Annotated in this window: 21 protein-coding genes and 1 riboswitch; of the genes, 16 read left to right on the top strand and 5 right to left on the bottom strand. The window is 57.2% G+C overall.

Annotated features, from left to right (window positions below):
* The first annotated feature begins 424 nt into the window (after positions 1–424).
* The 3 genes from ACR0JR_RS20545 (at position 425) to ACR0JR_RS20535 (ending at position 2,312) form a co-directional block, all read left to right on the top strand.
* The gene (locus ACR0JR_RS20545; RefSeq protein WP_480457836.1) at positions 425–1,180 is read left to right on the top strand and encodes a hypothetical protein; all 756 of its coding nucleotides are present in this window, start codon (positions 425–427) and stop codon (positions 1,178–1,180) included.
* 29 nt (positions 1,181–1,209) lie between these two features.
* The gene (locus ACR0JR_RS20540; protein ID WP_480457834.1) at positions 1,210–1,407 is read left to right on the top strand and encodes a hypothetical protein; all 198 of its coding nucleotides are present in this window, start codon (positions 1,210–1,212) and stop codon (positions 1,405–1,407) included.
* 281 nt (positions 1,408–1,688) lie between these two features.
* Positions 1,689–2,312, top strand: coding sequence for a hypothetical protein (locus ACR0JR_RS20535; RefSeq protein ID WP_480457833.1), 624 nt, complete (start codon positions 1,689–1,691; stop codon positions 2,310–2,312).
* A gap of 293 nt (positions 2,313–2,605) precedes the next feature.
* Here ACR0JR_RS20535 and ACR0JR_RS20530 read toward each other — a convergent pair whose 3' ends face one another.
* The 4 genes from ACR0JR_RS20530 to ACR0JR_RS20515 all read right to left on the bottom strand — a co-directional run bounded on the left by ACR0JR_RS20530 (position 2,606) and on the right by ACR0JR_RS20515 (position 6,550).
* A complete protein-coding gene (locus ACR0JR_RS20530) occupies positions 2,606–3,604 on the bottom strand; it encodes a glycosyltransferase family 2 protein (RefSeq protein ID WP_480457831.1) in 999 nt (332 codons plus the stop codon).
* Between the two features lie 94 nt (positions 3,605–3,698).
* Positions 3,699–4,310 (bottom strand): class I SAM-dependent methyltransferase, encoded by a 612-nt coding sequence (locus ACR0JR_RS20525; protein WP_480457830.1) that lies wholly within the window; start codon positions 4,308–4,310, stop codon positions 3,699–3,701.
* Positions 4,303–5,310, bottom strand: a complete 1,008-nt coding sequence (locus ACR0JR_RS20520; protein ID WP_480457828.1) for a glycosyltransferase family 2 protein — start codon at positions 5,308–5,310, stop codon at positions 4,303–4,305. Before ACR0JR_RS20520 ends, ACR0JR_RS20525 begins: the two co-directional genes overlap by 8 nt.
* A 292-nt stretch (positions 5,311–5,602) precedes the next feature.
* Positions 5,603–6,550, bottom strand: coding sequence for an NAD(P)-dependent oxidoreductase (locus ACR0JR_RS20515; RefSeq protein WP_480457827.1), 948 nt, complete (start codon positions 6,548–6,550; stop codon positions 5,603–5,605).
* Positions 6,551–6,695: 145 nt separating this feature from the next.
* Positions 6,696–6,898, top strand: a riboswitch (cobalamin riboswitch).
* 84 nt (positions 6,899–6,982) lie between these two features.
* Between ACR0JR_RS20515 and ACR0JR_RS20510 the strand changes: the two genes are divergently transcribed.
* From ACR0JR_RS20510 to cobJ, 7 genes are read left to right on the top strand one after another with little or no spacing between them, the layout of a single operon-like run.
* Positions 6,983–7,363, top strand: a complete 381-nt coding sequence (locus ACR0JR_RS20510; protein WP_480457826.1) for a DUF1636 family protein — start codon at positions 6,983–6,985, stop codon at positions 7,361–7,363.
* Complete coding sequence (gene cobW, locus ACR0JR_RS20505; protein WP_480457824.1) at positions 7,360–8,415, top strand: cobalamin biosynthesis protein CobW; 1,056 nt, start codon at positions 7,360–7,362, stop codon at positions 8,413–8,415. The genes ACR0JR_RS20510 and cobW overlap by 4 nt, the downstream gene beginning before the upstream one ends.
* Before the next feature lie 5 nt (positions 8,416–8,420).
* Complete coding sequence (gene cobN / locus ACR0JR_RS20500) at positions 8,421–11,714, top strand: cobaltochelatase subunit CobN (protein ID WP_480457823.1); 3,294 nt, start codon at positions 8,421–8,423, stop codon at positions 11,712–11,714.
* Positions 11,711–12,850, top strand: a complete 1,140-nt coding sequence (locus ACR0JR_RS20495) for a cobalamin biosynthesis protein CobG (protein WP_480457821.1) — start codon at positions 11,711–11,713, stop codon at positions 12,848–12,850. The genes cobN and ACR0JR_RS20495 overlap by 4 nt, the downstream gene beginning before the upstream one ends.
* Positions 12,850–13,479: a precorrin-8X methylmutase gene (locus tag ACR0JR_RS20490; protein ID WP_170770171.1), complete on the top strand. Its 630-nt coding sequence runs from the start codon at positions 12,850–12,852 to the stop codon at positions 13,477–13,479. Before ACR0JR_RS20495 ends, ACR0JR_RS20490 begins: the two co-directional genes overlap by 1 nt.
* Complete coding sequence (cobI, locus tag ACR0JR_RS20485) at positions 13,476–14,204, top strand: precorrin-2 C(20)-methyltransferase (protein WP_170468891.1); 729 nt, start codon at positions 13,476–13,478, stop codon at positions 14,202–14,204. The genes ACR0JR_RS20490 and cobI overlap by 4 nt, the downstream gene beginning before the upstream one ends.
* Entirely contained in the window at positions 14,201–14,965 is a 765-nt protein-coding gene (cobJ, locus tag ACR0JR_RS20480) for a precorrin-3B C(17)-methyltransferase (RefSeq protein ID WP_480457819.1), read from the top strand. The genes cobI and cobJ overlap by 4 nt, the downstream gene beginning before the upstream one ends.
* Here cobJ and ACR0JR_RS20475 read toward each other — a convergent pair.
* Positions 14,956–15,687: a cobalt-precorrin-6A reductase gene (locus tag ACR0JR_RS20475; protein ID WP_480457818.1), complete on the bottom strand. Its 732-nt coding sequence runs from the start codon at positions 15,685–15,687 to the stop codon at positions 14,956–14,958. The two genes, cobJ and ACR0JR_RS20475, sit on opposite strands and share 10 nt — an antisense overlap.
* On the opposite strand from ACR0JR_RS20475, the gene cbiE reads away from it, so the two are divergent.
* Genes cbiE through cobF form a run of 6 tightly spaced genes read left to right on the top strand, consistent with a single transcriptional unit; the run spans position 15,686 to position 20,811 of the window.
* On the top strand, positions 15,686–16,885 hold the full coding sequence (cbiE, locus tag ACR0JR_RS20470) for a precorrin-6y C5,15-methyltransferase (decarboxylating) subunit CbiE (RefSeq protein ID WP_480457816.1): 1,200 nt from the start codon (positions 15,686–15,688) through the stop codon (positions 16,883–16,885). The two genes, ACR0JR_RS20475 and cbiE, sit on opposite strands and share 2 nt — an antisense overlap.
* A complete protein-coding gene (locus ACR0JR_RS20465; RefSeq protein ID WP_480457814.1) occupies positions 16,882–17,250 on the top strand; it encodes a cobalamin biosynthesis protein in 369 nt (122 codons plus the stop codon). The genes cbiE and ACR0JR_RS20465 overlap by 4 nt, the downstream gene beginning before the upstream one ends.
* Entirely contained in the window at positions 17,247–18,041 is a 795-nt protein-coding gene (gene cobM / locus ACR0JR_RS20460; protein WP_480457813.1) for a precorrin-4 C(11)-methyltransferase, read from the top strand. The genes ACR0JR_RS20465 and cobM overlap by 4 nt, the downstream gene beginning before the upstream one ends.
* Complete coding sequence (locus ACR0JR_RS20455) at positions 18,028–19,350, top strand: cobyrinic acid a,c-diamide synthase CobB (protein ID WP_480457812.1); 1,323 nt, start codon at positions 18,028–18,030, stop codon at positions 19,348–19,350. Before cobM ends, ACR0JR_RS20455 begins: the two co-directional genes overlap by 14 nt.
* Positions 19,347–20,075 carry a uroporphyrinogen-III C-methyltransferase gene (gene cobA / locus ACR0JR_RS20450; RefSeq protein ID WP_480457811.1) on the top strand — a complete coding sequence of 243 codons (729 nt, stop codon included), beginning with the start codon at positions 19,347–19,349 and terminating at the stop codon, positions 20,073–20,075. Before ACR0JR_RS20455 ends, cobA begins: the two co-directional genes overlap by 4 nt.
* Positions 20,068–20,811 (top strand): precorrin-6A synthase (deacetylating), encoded by a 744-nt coding sequence (gene cobF / locus ACR0JR_RS20445; protein WP_480457809.1) that lies wholly within the window; start codon positions 20,068–20,070, stop codon positions 20,809–20,811. The genes cobA and cobF overlap by 8 nt, the downstream gene beginning before the upstream one ends.
* Positions 20,812–20,839 lie beyond the last annotated feature (28 nt).

The following is a 20,839-nucleotide window of genomic DNA, read 5'->3' as shown; positions in this document are numbered from 1 at the left end:
AAGTCCGTTTACAATTTTTCCCTTTGAAATCAACAAAATTTTCCGGATTGCAAATCCGTGTACACCGGTTCGATTCCGGTACTCGCCTCCAGAAAGCGTCAAATTCTCTGACATAAAACAGCCCGTCAAGAAAAATTTTCCTAATCTTCTCAGCTGCTTAACTTAAGTATTCGAGCAACTTACTGGCGGCACAACCCAAAATCCCGCAACATTTCCCGCAACACTGTATTCTAGCCACTTTCCTTCCACTTTACGTTGCGCGCCATTCCTGTTTTCTTCATGCCCATTGCATCCATCTGTTTCTATCGGGACCGAAATGAATACTGACAAGCTTAGTTAAATCGTCGACAAAATTTTGAGAGTGGAAAGCCAAGTAGCGACCCAGAGCTGCTTTCAAGAACTTGACGGAGCACTGAACAACCTAGTGAACCAACCACAGAACGCGGAGCACCAGCGCGCAGTATCAGAGAAACTGACCGCTCTGCGCCAATCACTCGAAGAATTCGTTTCAGAGTTCACTCCGCAAGACTATGAGCGCGTTCTAGAAATTTCATTCGACACTTTCGACCAAGAACTGGCTGACGAGATATCCAGAAAAATTCAAGAAAATGCGATGACGCCAAGTGTTGCTCGAGAATTCGTCCAAAAGCTATCGTCTGATCGCACTCAAACCTTTCAGCAACTCAATCAGTTTGCCTCAAATCTCAAGTTTTTCGGTTTCGGTTATCCAACTCCGACGGAAGGAACGACCGAAGTAGGATTCCAGATACCGCGCGCAATCTTCGAAAATGAGTTCGAAAGTATGCTGGGCGAGCTTAATGACATCCGAAATATGGTTCGCTTCTTTTCTGTTACTGCTACAGGCCAATATCAAAAAGCTTCTGTCGGCAGCATTTCGACTACAGACCCACTGTTTTTCCTTATCATGGCAAAGGAAATAGCTCTCATGTTCGGGGGCGTCGTAACTTGGGGAATCGGCGTCTGGTATTCTGTCGAGCAAATCAGAAAAACTCGAGCTGAAACCGCGCAGATCGAGGCCTTTACGCCAAAGGAGATCGAGGAGTTCTTCGACAAAAAGATAGAAAAAACCATCAAACTAGAAGTCGAGAAGAAGGTGGCATCTCTTTTTAAGGAGGGTAAAGCTACCAAAGCTCAACAGGGAGAGTTAAAGGGCAACTGACTTGGGCACTTAACTCTCTGTTGGCGAAAATGGAGCGGGGCCTGACTATCGAACTGAGGATAGCGCCACCCAGCGAAACAGAGGAAGATGACGCGGACGAAACCGTTGATGAGAGTGAAGCCGAAATCTACGATCAACTGTTGGAAACGCAAAACCAGTTGATCTTCCCAGAGCCTAGTGATGACCCAATTCTCGGGATACCAAAACTAAAAGATGATGAAGGTTAAGGCGATTTGGTTGTGAGAGAGTTCGCAACCAAATCCCGCAACAAATCCCGCAACATTTCTTGGTTACGCAGAATGCGATGTTCGCTTAAGTATCTGTTTTTATTATCTATTAGTTCAGATTGGGTTCGATTTCAAAACAGGTACTCGCCTCCAAAAGAATTCAATAGCTTACACGACCTCCCCAGACCGAGCGATACAAATGCTTGTTCTTTGGGGTCACATAGGGGAAATGTAGTCCGATTTGGGCTTTTATCGCGCCGCAAGACTTGCCGTGTGATTTCATGCGCAATGCCCATTTTCCCCTACAAATGGGCGACTCGATTTCAGACCAAGTCCCGCAAATTGAGATTTTGTCTCGTTGTGTGATAGCCTCGTGTCAATCTGGTTTACTTAAGGTGATGTATGTGTGGGTAATGCGTGCGAGATGGTTGTTGATTGGTGCAATACTGTTTGTGTTGGCTTTTTCCGTGTGGAGTCTTCTTCCGCGAAATAGCGAGCAAGAAGCGTTCTCCCTGCTTACTCCAGCCGAAATGGCAGAACTCGACAATCAACCTAATATTACCGAGTCTCTAGACCGAGGATTGACCGTTACTCAATCCGATGGCCCCTTCGTAAACTTCAATTCGCCCAAAAAGGATATTGTCCAGTCGCCTATCAATATTGATGTAGACATTAGCCCGAGAGGAGATACGGCAGTTGATTTGTCGTCAATTCGGATCGACTATCGTATGGGTCCAGCATGGATCAATGTGACCAAACGAATAATGAAGCACGCCTCAGTCGAAGGTTCGCGCCTGCTCGCACGTTCGGCTGAACTGCCGGTTGGGCGGCACACGATGCGACTCTCCATACAGGACGAGGATAAAAGGCGGACGAGGGTTACTGTGTCGTTTGTCGTGCAGTGAACTGTTAGAAGAAGCAACTACTCGCGATATTACTCAGTCGGCCACTCAACCCTGCGCAATTACCAACGGCGGCTCCTTCGGAAACGGACTGATATCGGACCACTTGAAACATTTTTCTGTCAGGATTGCGCTTGTCTCCCATGTGTTGGAACGCTCCCGCTGTTCGGTGCCGTATTGCATCCCTGATCGATAGACCCCAAGAGCGCTAACGCTGGCGACAGTGCGGCCATTAAGCTATGCCTCAGCGTCTTTGAATGGTGCCCAGTCAAGACTTCTTACGGCCCTGAGATGCGTCAGCGACCGGGGCCCATGGTCTTGTACCGGTGCAAAAACTCTCGGAATTCCACCCAATCCGGTCTTTGATTTAGCTCGACAATTTTCTGCGCGTGCCAAGAGCAAGCGGAGGCATGCAAGGACGCCAGTTGGTCATCAGACATCAAACGTTCCCGCTCTACCGCAGCCTTTTCCCAAAGCGGCAAGATCGACCGGTCCTCAACCAAATTCGCGTTCATATTGTTCCAATAGGATTCGGCCTGATCATCGTGAATATGATTAGTTTTACCCCGATCCCGTTTAACCATGAACGACCCGATTGAACGCGTCACATAGTGATGGATACGCGCAAAATCATGGCGGTAGTTGGATGTGGCACGCCAGGTCACAGCTTCGGGGTCAAGTAGTTGCCCGCCACCATCAACCCATCTGATCTCGGACATGCGTTCAGGCGCAACTCCTTTAGGGCGATGCGGACCATATCGGGTGAATAACCCGTTGTTGCGCGTTATACTCTTCAGCCCGCCCGCAACGCCCGAATAAAAGCCCTGCTCAGTATCGCAAAGAAAGAACTGCTCAGCCACTGGAATATCGCTGAAGTCTTCGACGCCACCGCAACCGAATAGCTTCCAGGCAAAAGAGGCAACATCAAAAGGCTCTCCTGCGGTTTCCTGCAACTTTTCCAGCAACTTGTGCATGGAGGGATCAGGAAGGCGGATGTTCAGATATTCATCAACGTCCAGCGAAAAGGTCCAGTCCGCATCAAGAAACCTCGGATGTGAACGAACTCGCCTGAGCATCGTGTTCTGCGGGCTTTGCTTTGGCTTGACCGAATTATCAACATGGGTTGCAATGCCCAGATCCCCGAGCCGTTCTGCAATCAGATCGGTGCCGTCATCACAATCGTTGGTGTAAATGAGGAAATGGTCAATGCCGAGTGACAGGTAGTAGGACACCCAATCAATCATGAACGGGCCTTCGTTCTTCATTGTCGTGTAGACAACGATCCTGTCAGTCATTGCAAGTCCTGCGGTTGAACCAAAGTGGCGCAATCTTCTGTAGGTCCTTCTCGGGTGCCAACATCCCCAATTCGATATGAAATTGGTTCATTATTTATAGCTTTTGAACCGCGACCTGAGCGCCTTTGATCGCCTTGAGACGCAAGCCCGCCGAGTTTGCGCCCAAAAACTCGTGGAGTGCACGCATCACACCATCTTTCCACCATCCCCTCCGATGGTAGTCGTCCAACATGATGACACCGCCTTCGATCATCTTCGGCAATACCGCATCCAGATCCGCTTTGACCCCTTCATATGAATGGTCTCCATCAAGATAGGCGAAACCGATACTCTGATCTTCGAACAGGCGCAGTGCAGGAACCGAAAAATCGCGAATTACCGAAACTTGACCCTTCGCTATCTCAGAGGCGTATGTGTTTTTCACCGCTTCATAGATGCGGTCCATATCGTTTTGGCTACGCGCTCCGGCCAAAGATGCGCCACCATCTGCGTCGGGCTGCACGCCCCATGGGTCGATGAGGCACAGCTTAGAAGGCTTCAATTCATCGAGTAATATCCGCGAAAACTCGCCCCGCCAGACGCCAATTTCGATGCTGAGCTTTCCGTGCGGCATTGTCTTGAGCATTTCGCGCCTCAGCGCATCTTTCCGCTCGCGCTGCAGGGCTTGTTTCTTGCGGCGGTCCTCGGCGGATACGGTTTCAGCCATGGGCGTCTTCTCCGATATGAGAATTCTGCAAGGCCTCAACCAAATCTAGCCAATCAGGTCTGGCCTTCAACTCTGCGGCTTTTGTACTATGCCATTCGCAGGCTTTGTGGTGAAGCTCGGCCAACTGTGGATCAGCCATCATCTCGGCTTTGATGTCATGCATGGCGGGCATGTGGCCCAAGATCGAGCGATCTTCGACATCATTGTGATTCATTACAAGCCAGTATTTCAGACCTTGGTCCTGGCCAACATGGTTAGTCCGGCCCCGTTCACGTTTGACAAGAAAGCTATCGGTACTTCGTACTGCATAGTGGTGAATACGCGCGAATTTATGGCTGAATCCGCGCCACGCCTTCCATTTCACCTGATCTGCCGGGTAGAGGTTTCCGCCTGCATCTCTCCACAACACCCCTTCGTACGGTGCGTCGGGATTTGGAGCGTCCTCTGGATTGATCCGAGGACGGTGGGCGCGAAACCGACTAAACTTGCCGTTATTTCGGAATAGCGTTTTGAAACCTTTCGTCCGGTGATGGGGGTAGCTGTCTTCGGTGGCCGCCTGAAAGAACATCTCAGGGACAGGTCGATCAACAAAGTCATTTAAGCCGGCATTTCCGAACATACGCCAACAGATCGATATTGCATCAGCTTCACCGCTTGCCTCTACCAGTGACTGAACATTGCCTTCAGGCAAACGGATGTTGACGTATTCATCCACATCCAGGCTCATAATCCAATTTGCGGACTGATAACTTGGATGACTGCGAGATCGGGTAAAAGCCCGGTTCTGGGGCGTAGCCCGTGGTCCGACCTTGTTGCGCTCATGATGCGCCCAGCCTAAGGCCTGCATCCGATCACCGATGACATCTGTGCCATCAGAACAGTCGTTGGTGTAGATCAGGATATCATTGAACCCGATTGCGCGGTTGTAAGCCACCCAATCGATCATAAATGGCCCTTCGTTCTTCATCGTCGTCACGATGAGAAAGGTCTCGTTTCCCATAAGTTAAACTCTTGCCTGTGCCATTATCGGACTATTGTTGATCTGTTTAGAATAGCCTCCGGAATTTGTCCAACGCAGCAAGTCCCAAGAAGAACTGGCTGCCTCGTCTCAGCCCCCTAAGCGGGTCTGATGAAATTGATAGAATTCAATATGCACTCAGCGCTAGCTAAAATTGAGTTAACCGCAGACCTCATCAGGGCCTTCCTGCCACGATCCGAATAACCACCTCCGAACCGTAGAAAGCCGTGGCATCATCAAACGAAACTCTTCATGAACATCAGCACATTATGTTTTACCGGTTTTGAGGAACCACTTCGTAACCCGGCTCTTCCGGCTCATCATCCTGCATTTCCGCGGGGAACCCCGGAGCACGGATATCCAGCCCCGTGGCGTCCTCAAGGCGTTTGATAATGTTGGGGGAAAGTTCCCGGTCACCGTAGCGTGCGATTCCGTCGTCGAAGATTTTCATCATCACCGGGTTTATCTCCAGCGGCACCCCGGCGCGGTCGGCGACCTCCTGAAACAGACCGATATCCTTTTTGACCAGATCCATGGTGAATGAGATATCGCGCGACCCATTCAGGATCACCTGGCTTTCCGTTTCGTGCACAAATGATGTGCCTGACGAAATTTTGATCGCCTCATAGGTCGTGCCAAGATCCATCCCTGCGGCCTTTGCGGTCACCAAAGCCTCGGCGCAAGTGATCAGATTTGCGGTTGCCAAATAGTTTGTCAGCACCTTCAACACTGAGGCCGATCCCAAATCGCCTGTGTGCAAAACGCGGCGCCCCATCGTCGTCAGGAACGGCAGAATGCGCTCAAATGTTTCTCGATCGCAGCCTGCGAAGATCGAAATATTGCCCGTAGCCGCCCGATGACATCCGCCCGATACCGGGCAATCGACTGCAGCCCCCCCACGTTCGATCACCGAAGCACCCAATCGTTTTACTTCCGCTTCGTCGGTGGTGGACATTTCCATCCAGATCTTACCGGATGTCACTTCGGACAGCATCTCCTGCATTACCGCGTCCGAGGCGGCAGGAGATGGCAGACAGGTAATCACGGCGTCACAATCACGCATCAATTGGGCGGGGCTTTCAGCTGCCTTCGCACCCTGCGCGACAAAACCAGACACAAGATCAGGGTTGAGGTCATGAACGGTCAGGTCAATCCCATTGCGCAGCAGCGAGCCCGACAATTTTCCGCCCACGTTTCCCAGCCCGATGAAGCCTACTTTCATATGACGCTCTCCCTGTTCGTCTTTCGATGCACATGCGAACACGCCTGTTGACCTAAGTCATGCCGTCCAGCGACCCTCAGAGGTCGCTTTTTTGCCCCTGTACGCACAGTTGAGCGAGACTCGCTTGACAAGGGGGGTGATGCTGTCCCAAGAGCCAAGTGTTGGTGTCTGCAGCAGCAGATGAAAAGGGAATGCGTCAGCGGATTTTCCGTCAAACGCAGCCGCCCCCGCGACCGTGACCGGAGAGGGTGCCCAAGCCACTGGCGAATGCCGGGAAGGCGGGACATCCGACAGAGCACCGCTCTGACATCCGCAAGCCGGGAGACCTGCCAACGCCCGAAGATGAAACCGGACGGGGTGTTCCGGTGTGGGGCTTTGATCGGCCCGCATGAAACCCCGTCCCCCACGAAGAGGATTGGGGGGATGAGAGACATGACCGAGACCACACCGGTCGAGCTGCTGGTCTGCACTACATGCCGTCGCGGCCTACCCGTCGAAGACGAAGCCCAACGCCCCGGCACATTGCTGCACAAAGCGCTTGAACAGGCCGCCCTGCCCGAGGGCATCACCCTGAAAGCAGTAGAATGCCTGTCAAACTGCGATGAGGGCTGTTCTATCGTGCTGCGTGGCGGACCTGATCGCTGGACATTCGTTTACGAACACCTCAGCGAAACCGATCACGTTGAAACCATCATTGAAGGTGCCACCAAGTACCTTCAGACCGAGGACGGGCTGGTCAAATGGCGTGAACGCCCCGAACACTTCCGCAAGAATTGCGCGGCCCGTATTCCCCCGATTGGAGCCCTGAAATGAGCAATCTCGAAAAACTGCCCGTCACCGTGATCACCGGCTTTCTGGGCTCGGGCAAAACGACGCTGGTCAAGCATTTGATGCAGAACCCGCAAGGCAAGCGCTTGGCTGTTGTAGTCAATGAGTTCGGCGATGTGGGTGTCGATGGCGATATCCTGAAATCCTGCGCAATCCCGGATTGCCCAGCAGAAAACATCATGGAACTGGCCAATGGCTGCATCTGCTGCACCGTGGCCGACGATTTCATTCCCACGATTGAAGCGCTTATGGCCTTGGAGCCGCGCCCCGATCACATTCTGATCGAAACCTCGGGCCTGGCCCTGCCTAAGCCGCTGCTCAAAGCGTTCGACTGGCCAGACATTCGCTCGAAAATCACCGTCGACGGCGTGATCGCTTTGGCCGATGCCGAAGCTGTTGCTGCTGGTCGGTTCGCACCCAATGTCGAAGCGGTAGACGCCCAGCGCCTCGCCGATGAGTCGATCGACCACGAGACTCCACTATCGGAGGTGTTTGAAGATCAGATCTCTTGCGCCGACATCATCCTGCTGACCAAGCCGGATCTGGCCGGTCCCGATGGTGTCGCCAAAGCCAAAGAGGTCATCGCGGCCGAAGCCCCTCGCCCCCTACCCGTCGTCGAAGTCGCCGAAGGTGTCGTGGACGTGCGCGTTGTCTTGGGCCTCGAAGCTGCTGCCGAGGACGACATGGAAGCGCGTCCCAGCCATCATGATGGTCATCACGATCACGAGCATGACGATTTTGAAAGTATCATCGTCGAATTGCCGGAACAGACTGATCCGCTGGATTTGGTCGCCAAGATCGAACGCCTGGCAAAGGAACTGAACATCCTGCGCGTCAAAGGCTATGCCGCGGTTCAGGGCAAGCCCATGCGCCTGCTGGTACAGGCCGTCGGCTCGCGGGTACGTCATCAGTATGACCGCCCGTGGGAACCTGGTGAAGAGCGCCGTTCGCGCCTTGTGGTTATCGCCGAGCATGATGATATCAAAGAGGCCGAAATCCGTGATATCCTTGTGGGTGTGACCGAGGCCGCCGAGTAAGAGTCATGCACGTCGTCTTCCGCGAAAGCCACGGGTTAGAGGAAACCGAGACCCCAACCGATCTGGGCCAGAGCCCGGCGGACTTGGTGGTGCTGTCATTTTCTGACAGTGACCTTGGCGCTTTCGCGGCGGGCTGGCATCGCGGTGGCGGGCCAGACGGGCGCATGCCAACCCTGCGGCTGGCCAACCTGACAGCTCTAAAACACCCCCTTTCTGTCGATACATATGTCGAACAGACGCTTGAGGGGGCCAAAGGCATCCTGATCCGCCTGATTGGCGGCGTGCCATATTGGTCTTACGGCTTGCAGCAGGTTCTGGCACTGGCACAGGCCAAGGGGATCGCACTGGCTGTCCTGCCTGCGGACGGGCGCGAAGATACGCGGCTGGATGAGTACTCCACCCTGCCCGTCTCAACCCTGCGGCGCTTGGCGCATCTGTGTGACACCGGCGGAGAGGTTGCGGCGCAGGCCGCACTCGCGCAGATGGCACTGGCGGCGGGACTATATGCCGGTCCGGTGATGGGGACAAAGTCCATACCGGATTACGGCGCCTGGTGCCCGGATCGTGGCGTTATACCGGCAGACACAGCTTTTTCGGGCGATGCAAAACGCATTATCGTCACGTTTTATCGGGCCTACCTGACCTCTGCCGACACTGCCCCAATCGCGGCTTTGATCCGCAGTGTGCGATCGCGTGGATTCGAGGCCATTGGCCTGTTCGCCCCATCGCTCAAAGCGCCAACCGCCGCAGACTGGTTGCGTGAGACGATCGTGGCGCTGAAACCTTCGGCGATCATCAATGCCACCTCCTTTTCGGGCAAGGGCGCATCAGGCACTTCACCCTTGGATGCTGCCAATGTGCCCGTCTTTCAGGTCGCCCTCGCGACCTCGCGCCGCAAAGCCTGGGCCGAGGCGGAACGCGGGCTTTCGCCTGCCGACCTCGCTATGCATGTGGTGCTGCCCGAGGTCGACGGGCGGATTAACGCGGGCATCGTGTCGTTCAAAGAACCGGGCAAGCGCGATCCTTATCTGGAATATTCGCGTTTTGCCCACCAGCCTGAAGCTGACCGGATCGAAGCTGTCATCGATCGGGTCTCTGGCTGGCTGGACCTGCACGAAAAGCCCAGTTCGGATCAAATACCGGCGCTGGTTCTGTCGACTTACCCGGGTAAGGACTGGCAGATAGCGCATGCAGTTGGCCTTGATGCGCTTGCTTCAGCCGAAGCGATGCTGACCGATCTTCAGAATGAGGGATATGCAACCGCACCGGCCGAGCCGATTGCCGAAACCCTGCTGGGCGCCCGGATTTCATGGTCATTGCAGGACTACCTGATTGCGCATGCAGAGCTACCCGATCAATTGCGCGCCGATCTGCAGGCGGTCTGGGGAGACCCCGAGGACGATCCAGTGTTCGCAGATGGAGCATTCCATTTCACGGCCCTTCGGCGTGGCAACGCTGTGGTTGCGCTGCAGCCAGAACGCGGCACGCCAGAGCTGCGCGAGGATGACTATCATGACCTTTCGCGCACGCCTCGTCACAGCTACGTCGCCTTTTACCTTTGGCTGCGCAAAGGGATAGGCGCGGATGCTTTGATCCATATTGGTGCCCATGGCACGCTGGAATGGCTGCCAGGTAAATCGGTCGCTTTATGCAATGAATGCTGGCCCGAGGTGTTGATCGGCGATCTGCCGGTGATCTACCCGTTCATCGTCAATGACCCCGGCGAAGCTGCGCAGGCCAAGCGCCGGATCGGCGCTGTTACGCTGGGCCATATCCCGCCCCCGATGAAAGAAAGTGGTACGCCGGATCGCATGGTTCGGCTGGAAGCACTGCTGGATGAGTTCTCGAACGCGGACGGTCTGGACCCCAAGCGCCGTGACCGGTTACAGGAAGATATCCGCGACGAGGCCCAGGCCATTGGGCTGGCAAGCGACCTTGGCCTCGATCAGGCCACCTGCATCGCCGAGGCGATCACGCGCATTGATCGATTTGTCTGCGATATCAAGGAAAGTCAGTTCGGCGACGGCCTGCACATCTTTGGACGGGTTCCAGATGTGACGGGTGATTTCAACCCCGCGCCTTCTGCCCAAGCTGAGCGCAATGCTCTGGTCGATGCGCTAGCTGGCAAACGGATCGAAGCCGGACCTTCAGGCTCTCCCTATCGCGGGCGCTCAGACGTGCTGCCTACTGGGCGGAATCTTTATACCACCGACCCGCGTTCTGTGCCCACGCGTGCGGCCTATACTCAAGGCGTCAAGCTGGCAGAGGAGTTGGTGCGTCGACACCTGCAGGAAGAAGGCGACTATCCTAAGGGGCTGATCGTCGACCTGTGGGGCTCGGCCACGATGCGCACCGCAGGCGAGGAATTCGCCATGGCGCTGCACTTGCTGGGTGTGAAACCGGTTTGGGACAAAGGCTCGGAGCGTGTTTCGGGCATCGAAGTGCTGCCGATCACCGACCTCAGCCGTCCGCGTCTGGACGTGACCTTACGGGTCTCGGGCCTGTTCCGTGATGTGTTCCCAACGCTTTCGGCGCTTTTTGGCCAGGCCGTACGGGCACTATCTGAACGGGATGAGGCGCCCGATTGGAACCCTTATGCCGGTCAGGAACCGGCAGCACGGGTCTTTGGACCGGCCCCCGGCAGCTATGGCGTCAACATGACCCAACTATCCGAAATCTACACCGATGAGGCCCGCTCAAAGGCGGGTGAGGCGTGGTTAGATGCCAGTTCCTTTGCACTGGAAGGTGAGCACATCACGAAGGACGTCGATGGCATTACGCGGCGTGTCGCCAATGCTGACAGCTTTGTACACCTCCAGGACCTGACCGAGACCGACCTGCTATTGGCGAATGACTATGCCACGCATGAGGCCGGGTTTGCTGCCGCCAAGAAAATCACCGGTGGTAACGCTCAGCTCTATCACCTGGACAATACCAACCCGGAAAATCCACGCGCCCGTACCTTGCCCGAAGAGATTAGCCGCGTGGTTCATGCGCGCGCCGCCAATCCAGGATGGATAGCGGGGATGCAGCGGCATGGTTTTCGAGGCGCGGCCGAGATTGCAGCGACGCTTGATCACATGGCATCGTTTGCACATTTGTCTGGCACCGTCGCGCCGCATCTGTTCGATCTTTATCATGAAGCCACGCTTGGCGACGAAGGCGTCGATGCCTTTCTACAAGAGGCGAACCCGCGTGCGCATCAAGCGATGCGAGACCGTTTCCGCGCCTTGTTGGATGCTGGATTATGGAATACGCGCCGAAACTCGATCCGTGCCGGTTTGGAAGGTCTGGGATGAGCGCTCTCACCGACAAACCTGTCGTCCAAGGCTGGTGCCCCGGCGCCCATCGCCCGATGATGTCCGGCGATGGGCTGGTCGTGCGCGTACGCCCGCGGTTGGCGCGGCTTAGCGCTCAGCAGGCTTTGGGTCTGTGCGAATTGGCCGACCGTTTCGGCAATGGCACTATTGACCTGACCAACCGTGCGAACCTGCAACTGCGCGGCGTCAAGGAAGCCGACCACCAGCCGCTATTGGCCGAGCTGTCTGATCTGAACCTTCTCGATGCCGAGCCCGGCATCGAGATCAGACGGAATATTTTGGTCACACCGCTCTACCGTGCAGGTGATCTGACAGCGCGACTAACGCAGCATCTGATTGACCGCCTAGCAGAGTTGCCCTCGCTGCCCGCCAAGTTCGGATTTGCAATTGATACTGGACCCGAGCGCCTATTAGCCGGAGACTCGGCTGACATTCGCGTGGAAACCGGCGAAAACGACCTGATTCTGCGTGCTGACGGTGCTGAGACCGGGCGGTCTGTTTCTGAAGCCGATGCCATCGATCGACTGATCGAACTGGCAAAGTGGTTCTCTGAAACCTATACGCCCGAGACACGCCGAATGGCCCGCGTGATCTCTGCGCAAGACCTTCCGCTCGAATGGCAAGGCAGCCCGCCCGGCCCAATAGGTACCCTGCTACAGCCTGGCGCTTGCGAGTTGGGAACACTTTTGGGCGCGACGTTTGGGCAATTGCCCGCAGGCCCACTCTCGAAACTGATCGAGAGCAGCGGTGCATCTGCCCTGCGAGTTACACCGTGGCGGTTGATCCTGCTTGAAGGCGGAGCAGATACTCCCGCACCAGCCTTCGTCACAGACGGTACTGACCCGCTGATGACCACCGACGCCTGCCCTGGCACGCCGTTCTGTCCGCAGGCGCAAGTGGAAACGCGAGAGATCGCGCGCGTTTTGGCGGCTCGAGTGCCCGGATCTCTGCATGTCTCGGGGTGTGCAAAGGGTTGCGCCCGGATGGGTACTGCAGATGTCACCTTAGTGGGATGCAATGGACGATTTGATCTTGTCAAACAAGGTCGTGCAGGGGATGAGCCCTGCCAACGCAGCCTGACCGAAGAAACACTTATGACCATGGACTTCACCTGATGCCCTATGAATACGAAACCGACGGCGCGGCGATTTACAAACAGAGCTTTGCCACCATACGCTCTGAGGCCGATCTCGCTCGGTTCGATGCCGATGAAGAGCAAGTGGCCGTGCGCATGATCCATGCCGCTGGAATGGTTGGGCTGGAAGAGTTCGTGCATTTCTCGCCCGGCTTCGTCACAGCTGCCCGCACCACGCTGGAAAATGGCGCACCGATCCTGTGCGACGCGCGCATGGTCAGCGAAGGTGTGACCCGCTTCCGCCTGCCTGCGGATAATGAGGTAATCTGCACTCTGCATGACGAACGCGTGCGCCCATTGGCCGCTGAGATGAGCAACACGCGCTCTGCTGCTGCGCTAGAGTTGTGGCGTCCGCATCTTGGCGGCGCGCTGGTCGCGATCGGTAACGCTCCGACTGCGCTATTCCATCTGCTAAACATGCTGGAAGACCCAGATTGTCCGCGCCCGGCCGCCATCATCGGCTGCCCTGTGGGCTTTGTCGGCGCAGTCGAATCCAAGGACGCCTTGTGGGAAGCGCAGCCTGTGCCCTCCTGCATCGTCAAAGGTCGCTTGGGCGGCAGTGCAATCACTGTTGCTGCCATCAACGCCATCGCGAGTCGTGCGGAATGAGCGGGGGCAAGATCTACGGCGTGGGCCTTGGCCCTGGTGACCCGGATCTCATGAGCGTCCGCGCAGACCGCCTGTTGCGCAATGCGCGCCACGTAGCGTTCTTCCGCAAGCCGGGCCGCACGGGGCAGGCCCGCAAGATCGTCAATGGAATGATCCCCGGCGACGCTATCGAGTTTGCGATGGAGTATCCCGTAACAACCGAAATCCCGGTGACGGACCCGAGGTACAACGAGCTGCTTTCCGTGTTTTACGAGGACTGCGCCGCGCACCTAAAGTCGTTGACAGAGAATGGTGAGGATGTCGTGGTCCTGTGCGAAGGAGACCCTTTCTTCTACGGGTCATTCATGCATCTTTACAATCGATTACGGGATATATCTAAGGTCGAGGTCGTACCAGCCATTACCGGAATGTCGGGTGCCTGGACCGCTACCGGCGATCCAATAACCTGGGGTGATGACGTCCTGACGGTTCTGGTCGGTACATTGTCCGAGGACACGCTGACCGAACGCATGACCCAAACCGATGCGTTGGTGGTCATGAAGATCGGTCGCAACTTTGACAAGGTAAAACGCGCCTTGAAACGGGCCGATCTATATGACCGTGCATGGATCGTCGAATACGCCCAGATGCCCAACCAGCGGGTTTGCAAACTCTCGGACAATTGCGAGGGTATCACCCCCTATTTCTCGATCATCCTGGTTCACGGTCAGGGCCGTCGCCCATGAGTGGCTGGGTCAAAATAGCCGGCCTCGGACCGGGAGACGAAGCTCTGGTCACGCCCGAGGTTACCGCTGCTCTGGCCGAGGCGACGGATGTTGTTGGATACATCCCCTACGTCGCGCGCGTTGCTGAGCGTGAAGGGTTGACCCTACATGCCAGTGACAACCGGGTCGAGATCGACCGCTCGCAGCACGCATTACGGATGGCGGCCGAGGGCAAGCGTGTCGTGGTTGTTTCCTCCGGAGACCCAGGCGTGTTCGCGATGGCCGCTGCCGTGTTCGAGGCCTTGGAGAATGGTCCCGCTGAATGGCGAAGCATTCAGATCGACGTACTGCCGGGGATCACTGCGATGCTGGCCGCTTCCGCCCGTGCGGGCGCGCCGATGGGGCACGATTTCTGCGCCATCAACCTCAGCGACAATCTGAAACCGTGGTCCTTGATCGAAAAGCGCCTGCGTCTCGCCGCACAGGGGGATTTCGCGATGGCATTCTACAATCCACGCTCGAAGTCACGCCCAGAAGGTTTTGTAAAAACACTGGAAATCCTTCGTGAGGAATGTGAGCCAGAACGCCTGATCCTGTTCGCCCGCGCAGTGTCGCGTACGGATGAAAAGTTGCGGATTTCAACACTGGCCGAGGCCACGCCAGACATGGCGGACATGCAGACCGTCGTGATCATCGGCTCGTCATTGACCCGCGTTATCGAGCGCGACGGCGCGCCGATCGTTTACACGCCGAGATTCACACCTGACAAGGATCAGGTATGAACCAGCCAGTCCAAGACCTGCGAAACCTTTTCGAACTCAGTCCGCTGCGGCAACAGCGGACGGTCGATCATCAGAACCGGAAGACCCAGCGCCCTTGCGGCATCCAGCTTTGCGCGCGCCCCGATGCCACCCGCGTTCTTGGACACGACCAACTGCGTCCCGTGACGCTCCATCAGCCCCCGGTCTTCAATTTCAGTGAACGGACCGCGCGAAATAATGACGTTTCTATTAGGAAACGGCACGGTTTCAGGCTCATCCACCAGCCGCAAAAGATAGTGATGCTGAGGCTGTGCTACAAAGTCCTGAAGATGCATGCGACCAACGGCAAGGAACACGCGCTGAGCGGGACCGGAAAGCGCGTCGACGGCACCATCGATGTCCGGAACATGCTGCCAACTGTCGCCATCTTGAGCGACCCAGGCAGGCCGCGTCAGCGCCGCCAGCGGAGTGGCGGTCGAGGCGCAGGCTTCCACAGCGTTTCGGCTCATCAGCGCGGCAAAGGGGTGGGTAGCATCTACGATATGGCTGATCTCATGATCGCGGATGTAGCGCGCCAGCCCCTCCGTTCCTCCGAAACCGCCCACGCGTGTTGGAACGGGCTGCGGGCGTGGCGTGTCGACACGGCCCGCGTAGGAATACGTGGCCGGAATACCTTGTTCGGAAACGGATTTTGCCAGAGCATTTGCCTCGGTCGTCCCACCAAGAATCAGGAGGTTGGGCATGTCTGAAACTCCGTGGCTAACCGTATTGGGTTTGGGCGAAGATGGACTGGATGGCCTGTCTCCCGCAAGCCGTCAAGTGCTGGATCGCGCCGAGATCGTCATGGGTCCGTCGCGCCACCTATCTTTGATTCCCAAAAGCAACGCCGAACAGATTGAATGGCCAGCTCCATTTGCCGATGGTCTTCCGATACTGACCGGATTACGCGGTCGGCAAACTATTGTACTGGCCTCGGGTGATCCGTTCTGGTTCGGGGCCGGTTCCGTCATCGCGCGAAATTTCGATGCGGGCGAATGGACCGCCCTACCGGGCCAGTCGACCTTTTCGCTAGCGGCTGCGCGGCTTGGTTGGCCGCTTGAAAACACGTTAACCTTTGGACTGCACGCCGCCCCCCTGACCCGTTTGCGCCCCCACCTGGCACCGGGCCTCCGTGCCATTCTCTTGCTGCGCGATGGAAAAGCGGTGGCTGAACTTGCAACGTATTTGGGCGAGACTGGTTTTGCCGATTGTACCCTGCATGTCATGGAGGCGCTTGGCGGCCCCCGTGAACGCGCGCGGAGCGTATCGCTGACCGAAGCGCTGCTGGGAACATTCGAACATCCGGTCTGTGTCGGGCTGGACGTCGCGGGCACAGGGCGCGCCTTTCCCAAAGCCTCGGGCAAGCCTGATGATATTTTCGAAACCGACGGGCAAATCACCAAGCGCCCTATCCGCGCACTGACCCTGTCGGCCCTTGCCCCGCGTAGAGGAGAGCATCTGTGGGATATTGGCGGCGGCACCGGTTCGATCAGCATCGAATGGCTGATGTGCGATCCGACGCTGACTGCAACGACAATCGAGCCGCGTGAAGATCGGGCCGAGCGCATTCGCCGAAACGCCGATGCGCTCGGGCAGGATCGGTTGCGGGTCGTTCATGGTATCGCACCTGAGGCGTTGGTTGACCTTGAGCAACCAGATGTCGTTTTCATTGGAGGCGGACTGAGCGCAGAGCTGTTGAACTGGCTACACGCAAATCTCCGCGCCGGTACGCGGCTTGTCGCCAACGCAGTGACATTGGAAAGCGAAGCATTGCTGGCCGCGTGGCACGACAAGATGGGCGGAGACCTGTTGCGCATCGAACTTGCGCAGGCTGCTTTGCTTGGTCCACGGCGAGGTTGGAAATCTGCTTACCCAGTTGTGCAGTGGAGCCTCGCGTTATGATCGTCGCCGGGCTCGGATTCTCGTCTTCTGCTACGCTAGCCAGTCTGCGCGCTGCCTTTGATCTGGCCTTGACAGGAAAAACTGTCGATGCCCTGGCAACCGTTGCAGACAAGAACGGACATGCCGCACTAGTCGCACTTGCAGAGGCAACTGATCTACCGGTTCATTTCGTCCCGGCACATGATCTTGCCGGACAACGTACCCTGACCTGCTCGCCCCGCAGTCGTGCCACATACGGCACCGGCAGCGTGGCCGAAGCATCCGCTCTTGCTGCCGCCGGGCATGGCGCGCGGCTGATTTCACCCAGACAAATCTCGGACGACCGGCTTGCAACCTGCGCCGTCGCCATCGGAGGACAACAATGACCGTTCATTTCATCGGCGCCGGACCGGGTGCTGCCGACCTGCTAACCCTGCGCGGGCGCGATATCATCGCCTCCTGCCCTGTGTGCCTCTATGCAGGCTCATTGGTTCCCGAGGAGATTCTGAGCCACTGCCCCGACGGCGCAAAGATCGTGAACACGGCTCCGATGGATCTGGATCAGATCATGGCCGAGATCGAAATAGCGCACAAAGCCGGGCAAGACGTGGCGCGGCTGCATTCCGGGGACCTCTCTGTCTGGTCCGCGATGGGAGAGCAAATCAGACGTCTGAAAGACATGGGCATCCTGGTCAGCGTCACGCCCGGTGTCCCGTCTTTTGCCGCCGCAGCTGCTGCTCTGGGGACCGAACTCACCCTGCCGGGACTGGCGCAATCGGTGGTGTTGACCCGGACGCCTGGGCGCGCGTCCTCGATGCCTGAAGGTGAGACGCTGAAAAACTTTGCTAAAACAGGTGCTACTCTGGCCATTCACCTGTCGATCGGAAATCTGGACAATGTCATCGCAGACCTGACCCCTGCCTATGGTGCGGACTGCCCGGTCGCCGTTGTCTACCGCGCCAGCTGGCCGGATGAACGGATCATCCGTGCGACGCTGGCCACGCTGAAAGAGGCGCTGGACGAAAGCATCTCGCGCACCGCACTGATAATGGTTGGTCCGGCGCTCGCAGGTGAAGGGTTTGACGAAAGCTGCCTGTATTCAAAAACATACGACCGCCGCTATCGCCCTCAAAGCGCCGACAGCCCGTGGTCGAGCTGGAGCCATGGTGATGACTAACCCCCCGGGACTACTGATTTCTGCACCGTCATCGGGCACGGGCAAAACCACGGTCATGCTGGGGTTGCTCCGGGCGCTGGCTGAGGACGGATTGACCGTGCAGCCGTTCAAAAGTGGTCCGGACTACATCGATCCGGCCTTTCATCGGGCCGCAGCGGGCCGTGCCTCGTTCAATCTGGATAGCTGGGCGATGGGAGAGCCGCTGCTGAGCGCGATCTCAGAGCAGGCTACGGGCGCGAATATCGTGGTGGCCGAGGGCTCAATGGGTTTGTTTGATGGCGTAGCCGAACCCGGAGAGCTGGGGCATGGGTCGAGCGCCGAAACGGCTCAGCGTATGGGATGGCCGGTCGTCTTGGTTCTGGATGTCGGAGGACAGGCGCAATCTGCGGCGGCGACCGCGCTCGGGTTTCGGATGTATAACCCCGATTTGCCTTTTGCCGGTGTTATCCTGAACCGCTGTGCCAGTCCTCGCCACGAACGACTGACCCGTTTAGGCATGGAGCGCGCCGGACTACCCGTTCTGGGGGTCCTACCGCGCCGGGGTGACCTGGCTCTGCCCGAGCGGCATCTGGGTTTGATTCAGGCCGTTGAGCACCCTGATCTGGAAACCGCAATTGCCGGTTATGCCGCGTTCCTGCGTGAACATGTTGATCTGGATGCGATCAAAAAGGCGGCCTCCTCAGGCCCCGTTGGGCCATCGTCGGCCGCGCTGCCGCGCCCCCCGGCCCAGCGGATCGCTCTGGCCCGAGATGCAGCGTTTTCGTTTACCTATCCGCATCTTCTGGAAGGATGGCGCAGCGCGGGTGCAGAGATACTGCCCTTTTCCCCGCTGGCCAATGAAGCGCCTGACGCTGATGCCGATCTGGTCTGGCTACCGGGGGGATATCCTGAGCTGCACGCAGGAACATTGGCGGCAGCAGATACCTTCTTGACCGGGCTGCGGAAACACGCTGAAACGCGGCCCGTCCATGGTGAATGCGGGGGTTATATGGCATTGGGGGAAGTCTTGGTCGACAAGGAGGGCTCCCCACATCAGATGGCGGGGTTGTTGGGCCTGCAAACCTCGTACCAAAAGCGCAAATTCAACCTTGGCTATCGTAGAGCTGAACTTTTGGCTCCGATGCCCGGCTTTGCGACAGGTACCGCCCTGCGCGGACATGAGTTCCATTATTCCTCGATCATCGAACAACCTGACGCTCCTCTTGCGCAGGTCTTCGATGCCGAAGGGGCTGAAGGCCCTCAGACAGGATCGCGACGCGGCAATGTCACCGGCACGTTCTTTCACCTGATTGCGGAGGCAACGGTATGACCGGGTTTGTCTCATTCATCGGCTCCGGTCCGGGTGATCCGGAGCTGCTAACGCTCAAGGCCGTGGACCGGATGCAGAAGGCCGATGCGGTGCTGTTTGATGATCTCAGCAGTGGCCCGATCTTGACCCATGCACGTGACGACGCTGATCTGGTGGGCGTAGGTAAACGCGCCGGTCGCCCCTCGCCCAAGCAGGATCACGTCAGCCGGTTGCTGGTTGAGTATGCGCAGACCGGCCAGCATGTCGTGCGGCTGAAATCCGGTGATGGAGGATTGTTCGGTCGACTAGAGGAAGAACTGGTCGCGTTGCAGGCCGCCGGTATCAAATACGAGATCATTCCTGGCATCCCCTCTGCCGTCGCGGCGGCTGCGACTGCGGGAATTCCTCTGACACGACGCCTGACTGCGCGTCGTGTTCAATTCGTCACCGGGCATGATGCGAGTGGAAAACTGCCTGCCGATCTGAATCTTCCCGCCCTAGCTGATGCTGGCGCGACAACGGTCGTATTTATGGGCAAGCGCACTTTTCCATTGCTGGTCGAAGCGCTGAGCGCGCATGGCCTGCCGCTGGACACACCTGCCTTGATGGCCGAATCCGTTTCAACCCCCGAACAATCTTTGCATCGTTCCACCATCGGAGAGCTTTCCGACAAACTGCGCACCGAGATCGGTACTGCTCCTGCCTTGATCCTGTATGGCCCGCTGGCGGAGTTCGAAGATGTATGATCTCACACTGATCGGGATCGGCACCGGCAATCCCGACCACCTGACCTTTCAGGGCGCGCAGGCGATCAGATCTGCAGACCTGATCCTGATCCCGCGTAAGGGAGAGAACAAAGCTGATCTGGCCGGTTTGCGCGAAGACATCATCGCGCAGGTCACCGATAATCCCGCGCGAATCGCCTATTTCGATGTTCCCAAACGTCGGGCAGATGACGGTTATCTACGAGGTGTCGACGAATGGCACGACGCAATTGCCCTGCGCTGGCACGAAGCGATTTCAGCCCACCCCGACGCGCAGAAGGTCGCGTTGCTGATCTGGGGTGATCCGTCGCTGTATGACAGTTCGCTCAGGATCGCCGCTCGACTGGACCCGCAGCCGCAGGTCCAGGTTGTGCCGGGCATCACCGCGTTGCAGGCGTTAACTGCGGCCCATGCGATCCCGATCAATGATCTGGGGGCACCCTATGTCGTGACCACCGGTCGCCGCATCCGCGATGAGGGATGGCCTGAAACGGCATCGAAAGTGGCTGTTATGCTGGATGGCGAATGCTCGTTCCAAAGCCTAGAGATGGCCGATTATGACATCTGGTGGGGGGCATATGTGGGCATGAAAGAAGAGATTCTGATCAAAGGCCCATTGGCGGATGTGGCGCAAGACATTCTGGACTCGCGCGCGCAAGCCCGTTCTGATCACGGCTGGATCATGGATATCTATCTGCTGAAGAAACGTACGGCCTGACGCGCGCACAGGATTGTGAGCCCCGTTT

This window comes from Ruegeria sp. AA3 (genome assembly GCF_056542905.1).
This window is presented reverse-complemented; position numbering and strand designations above follow the sequence as displayed.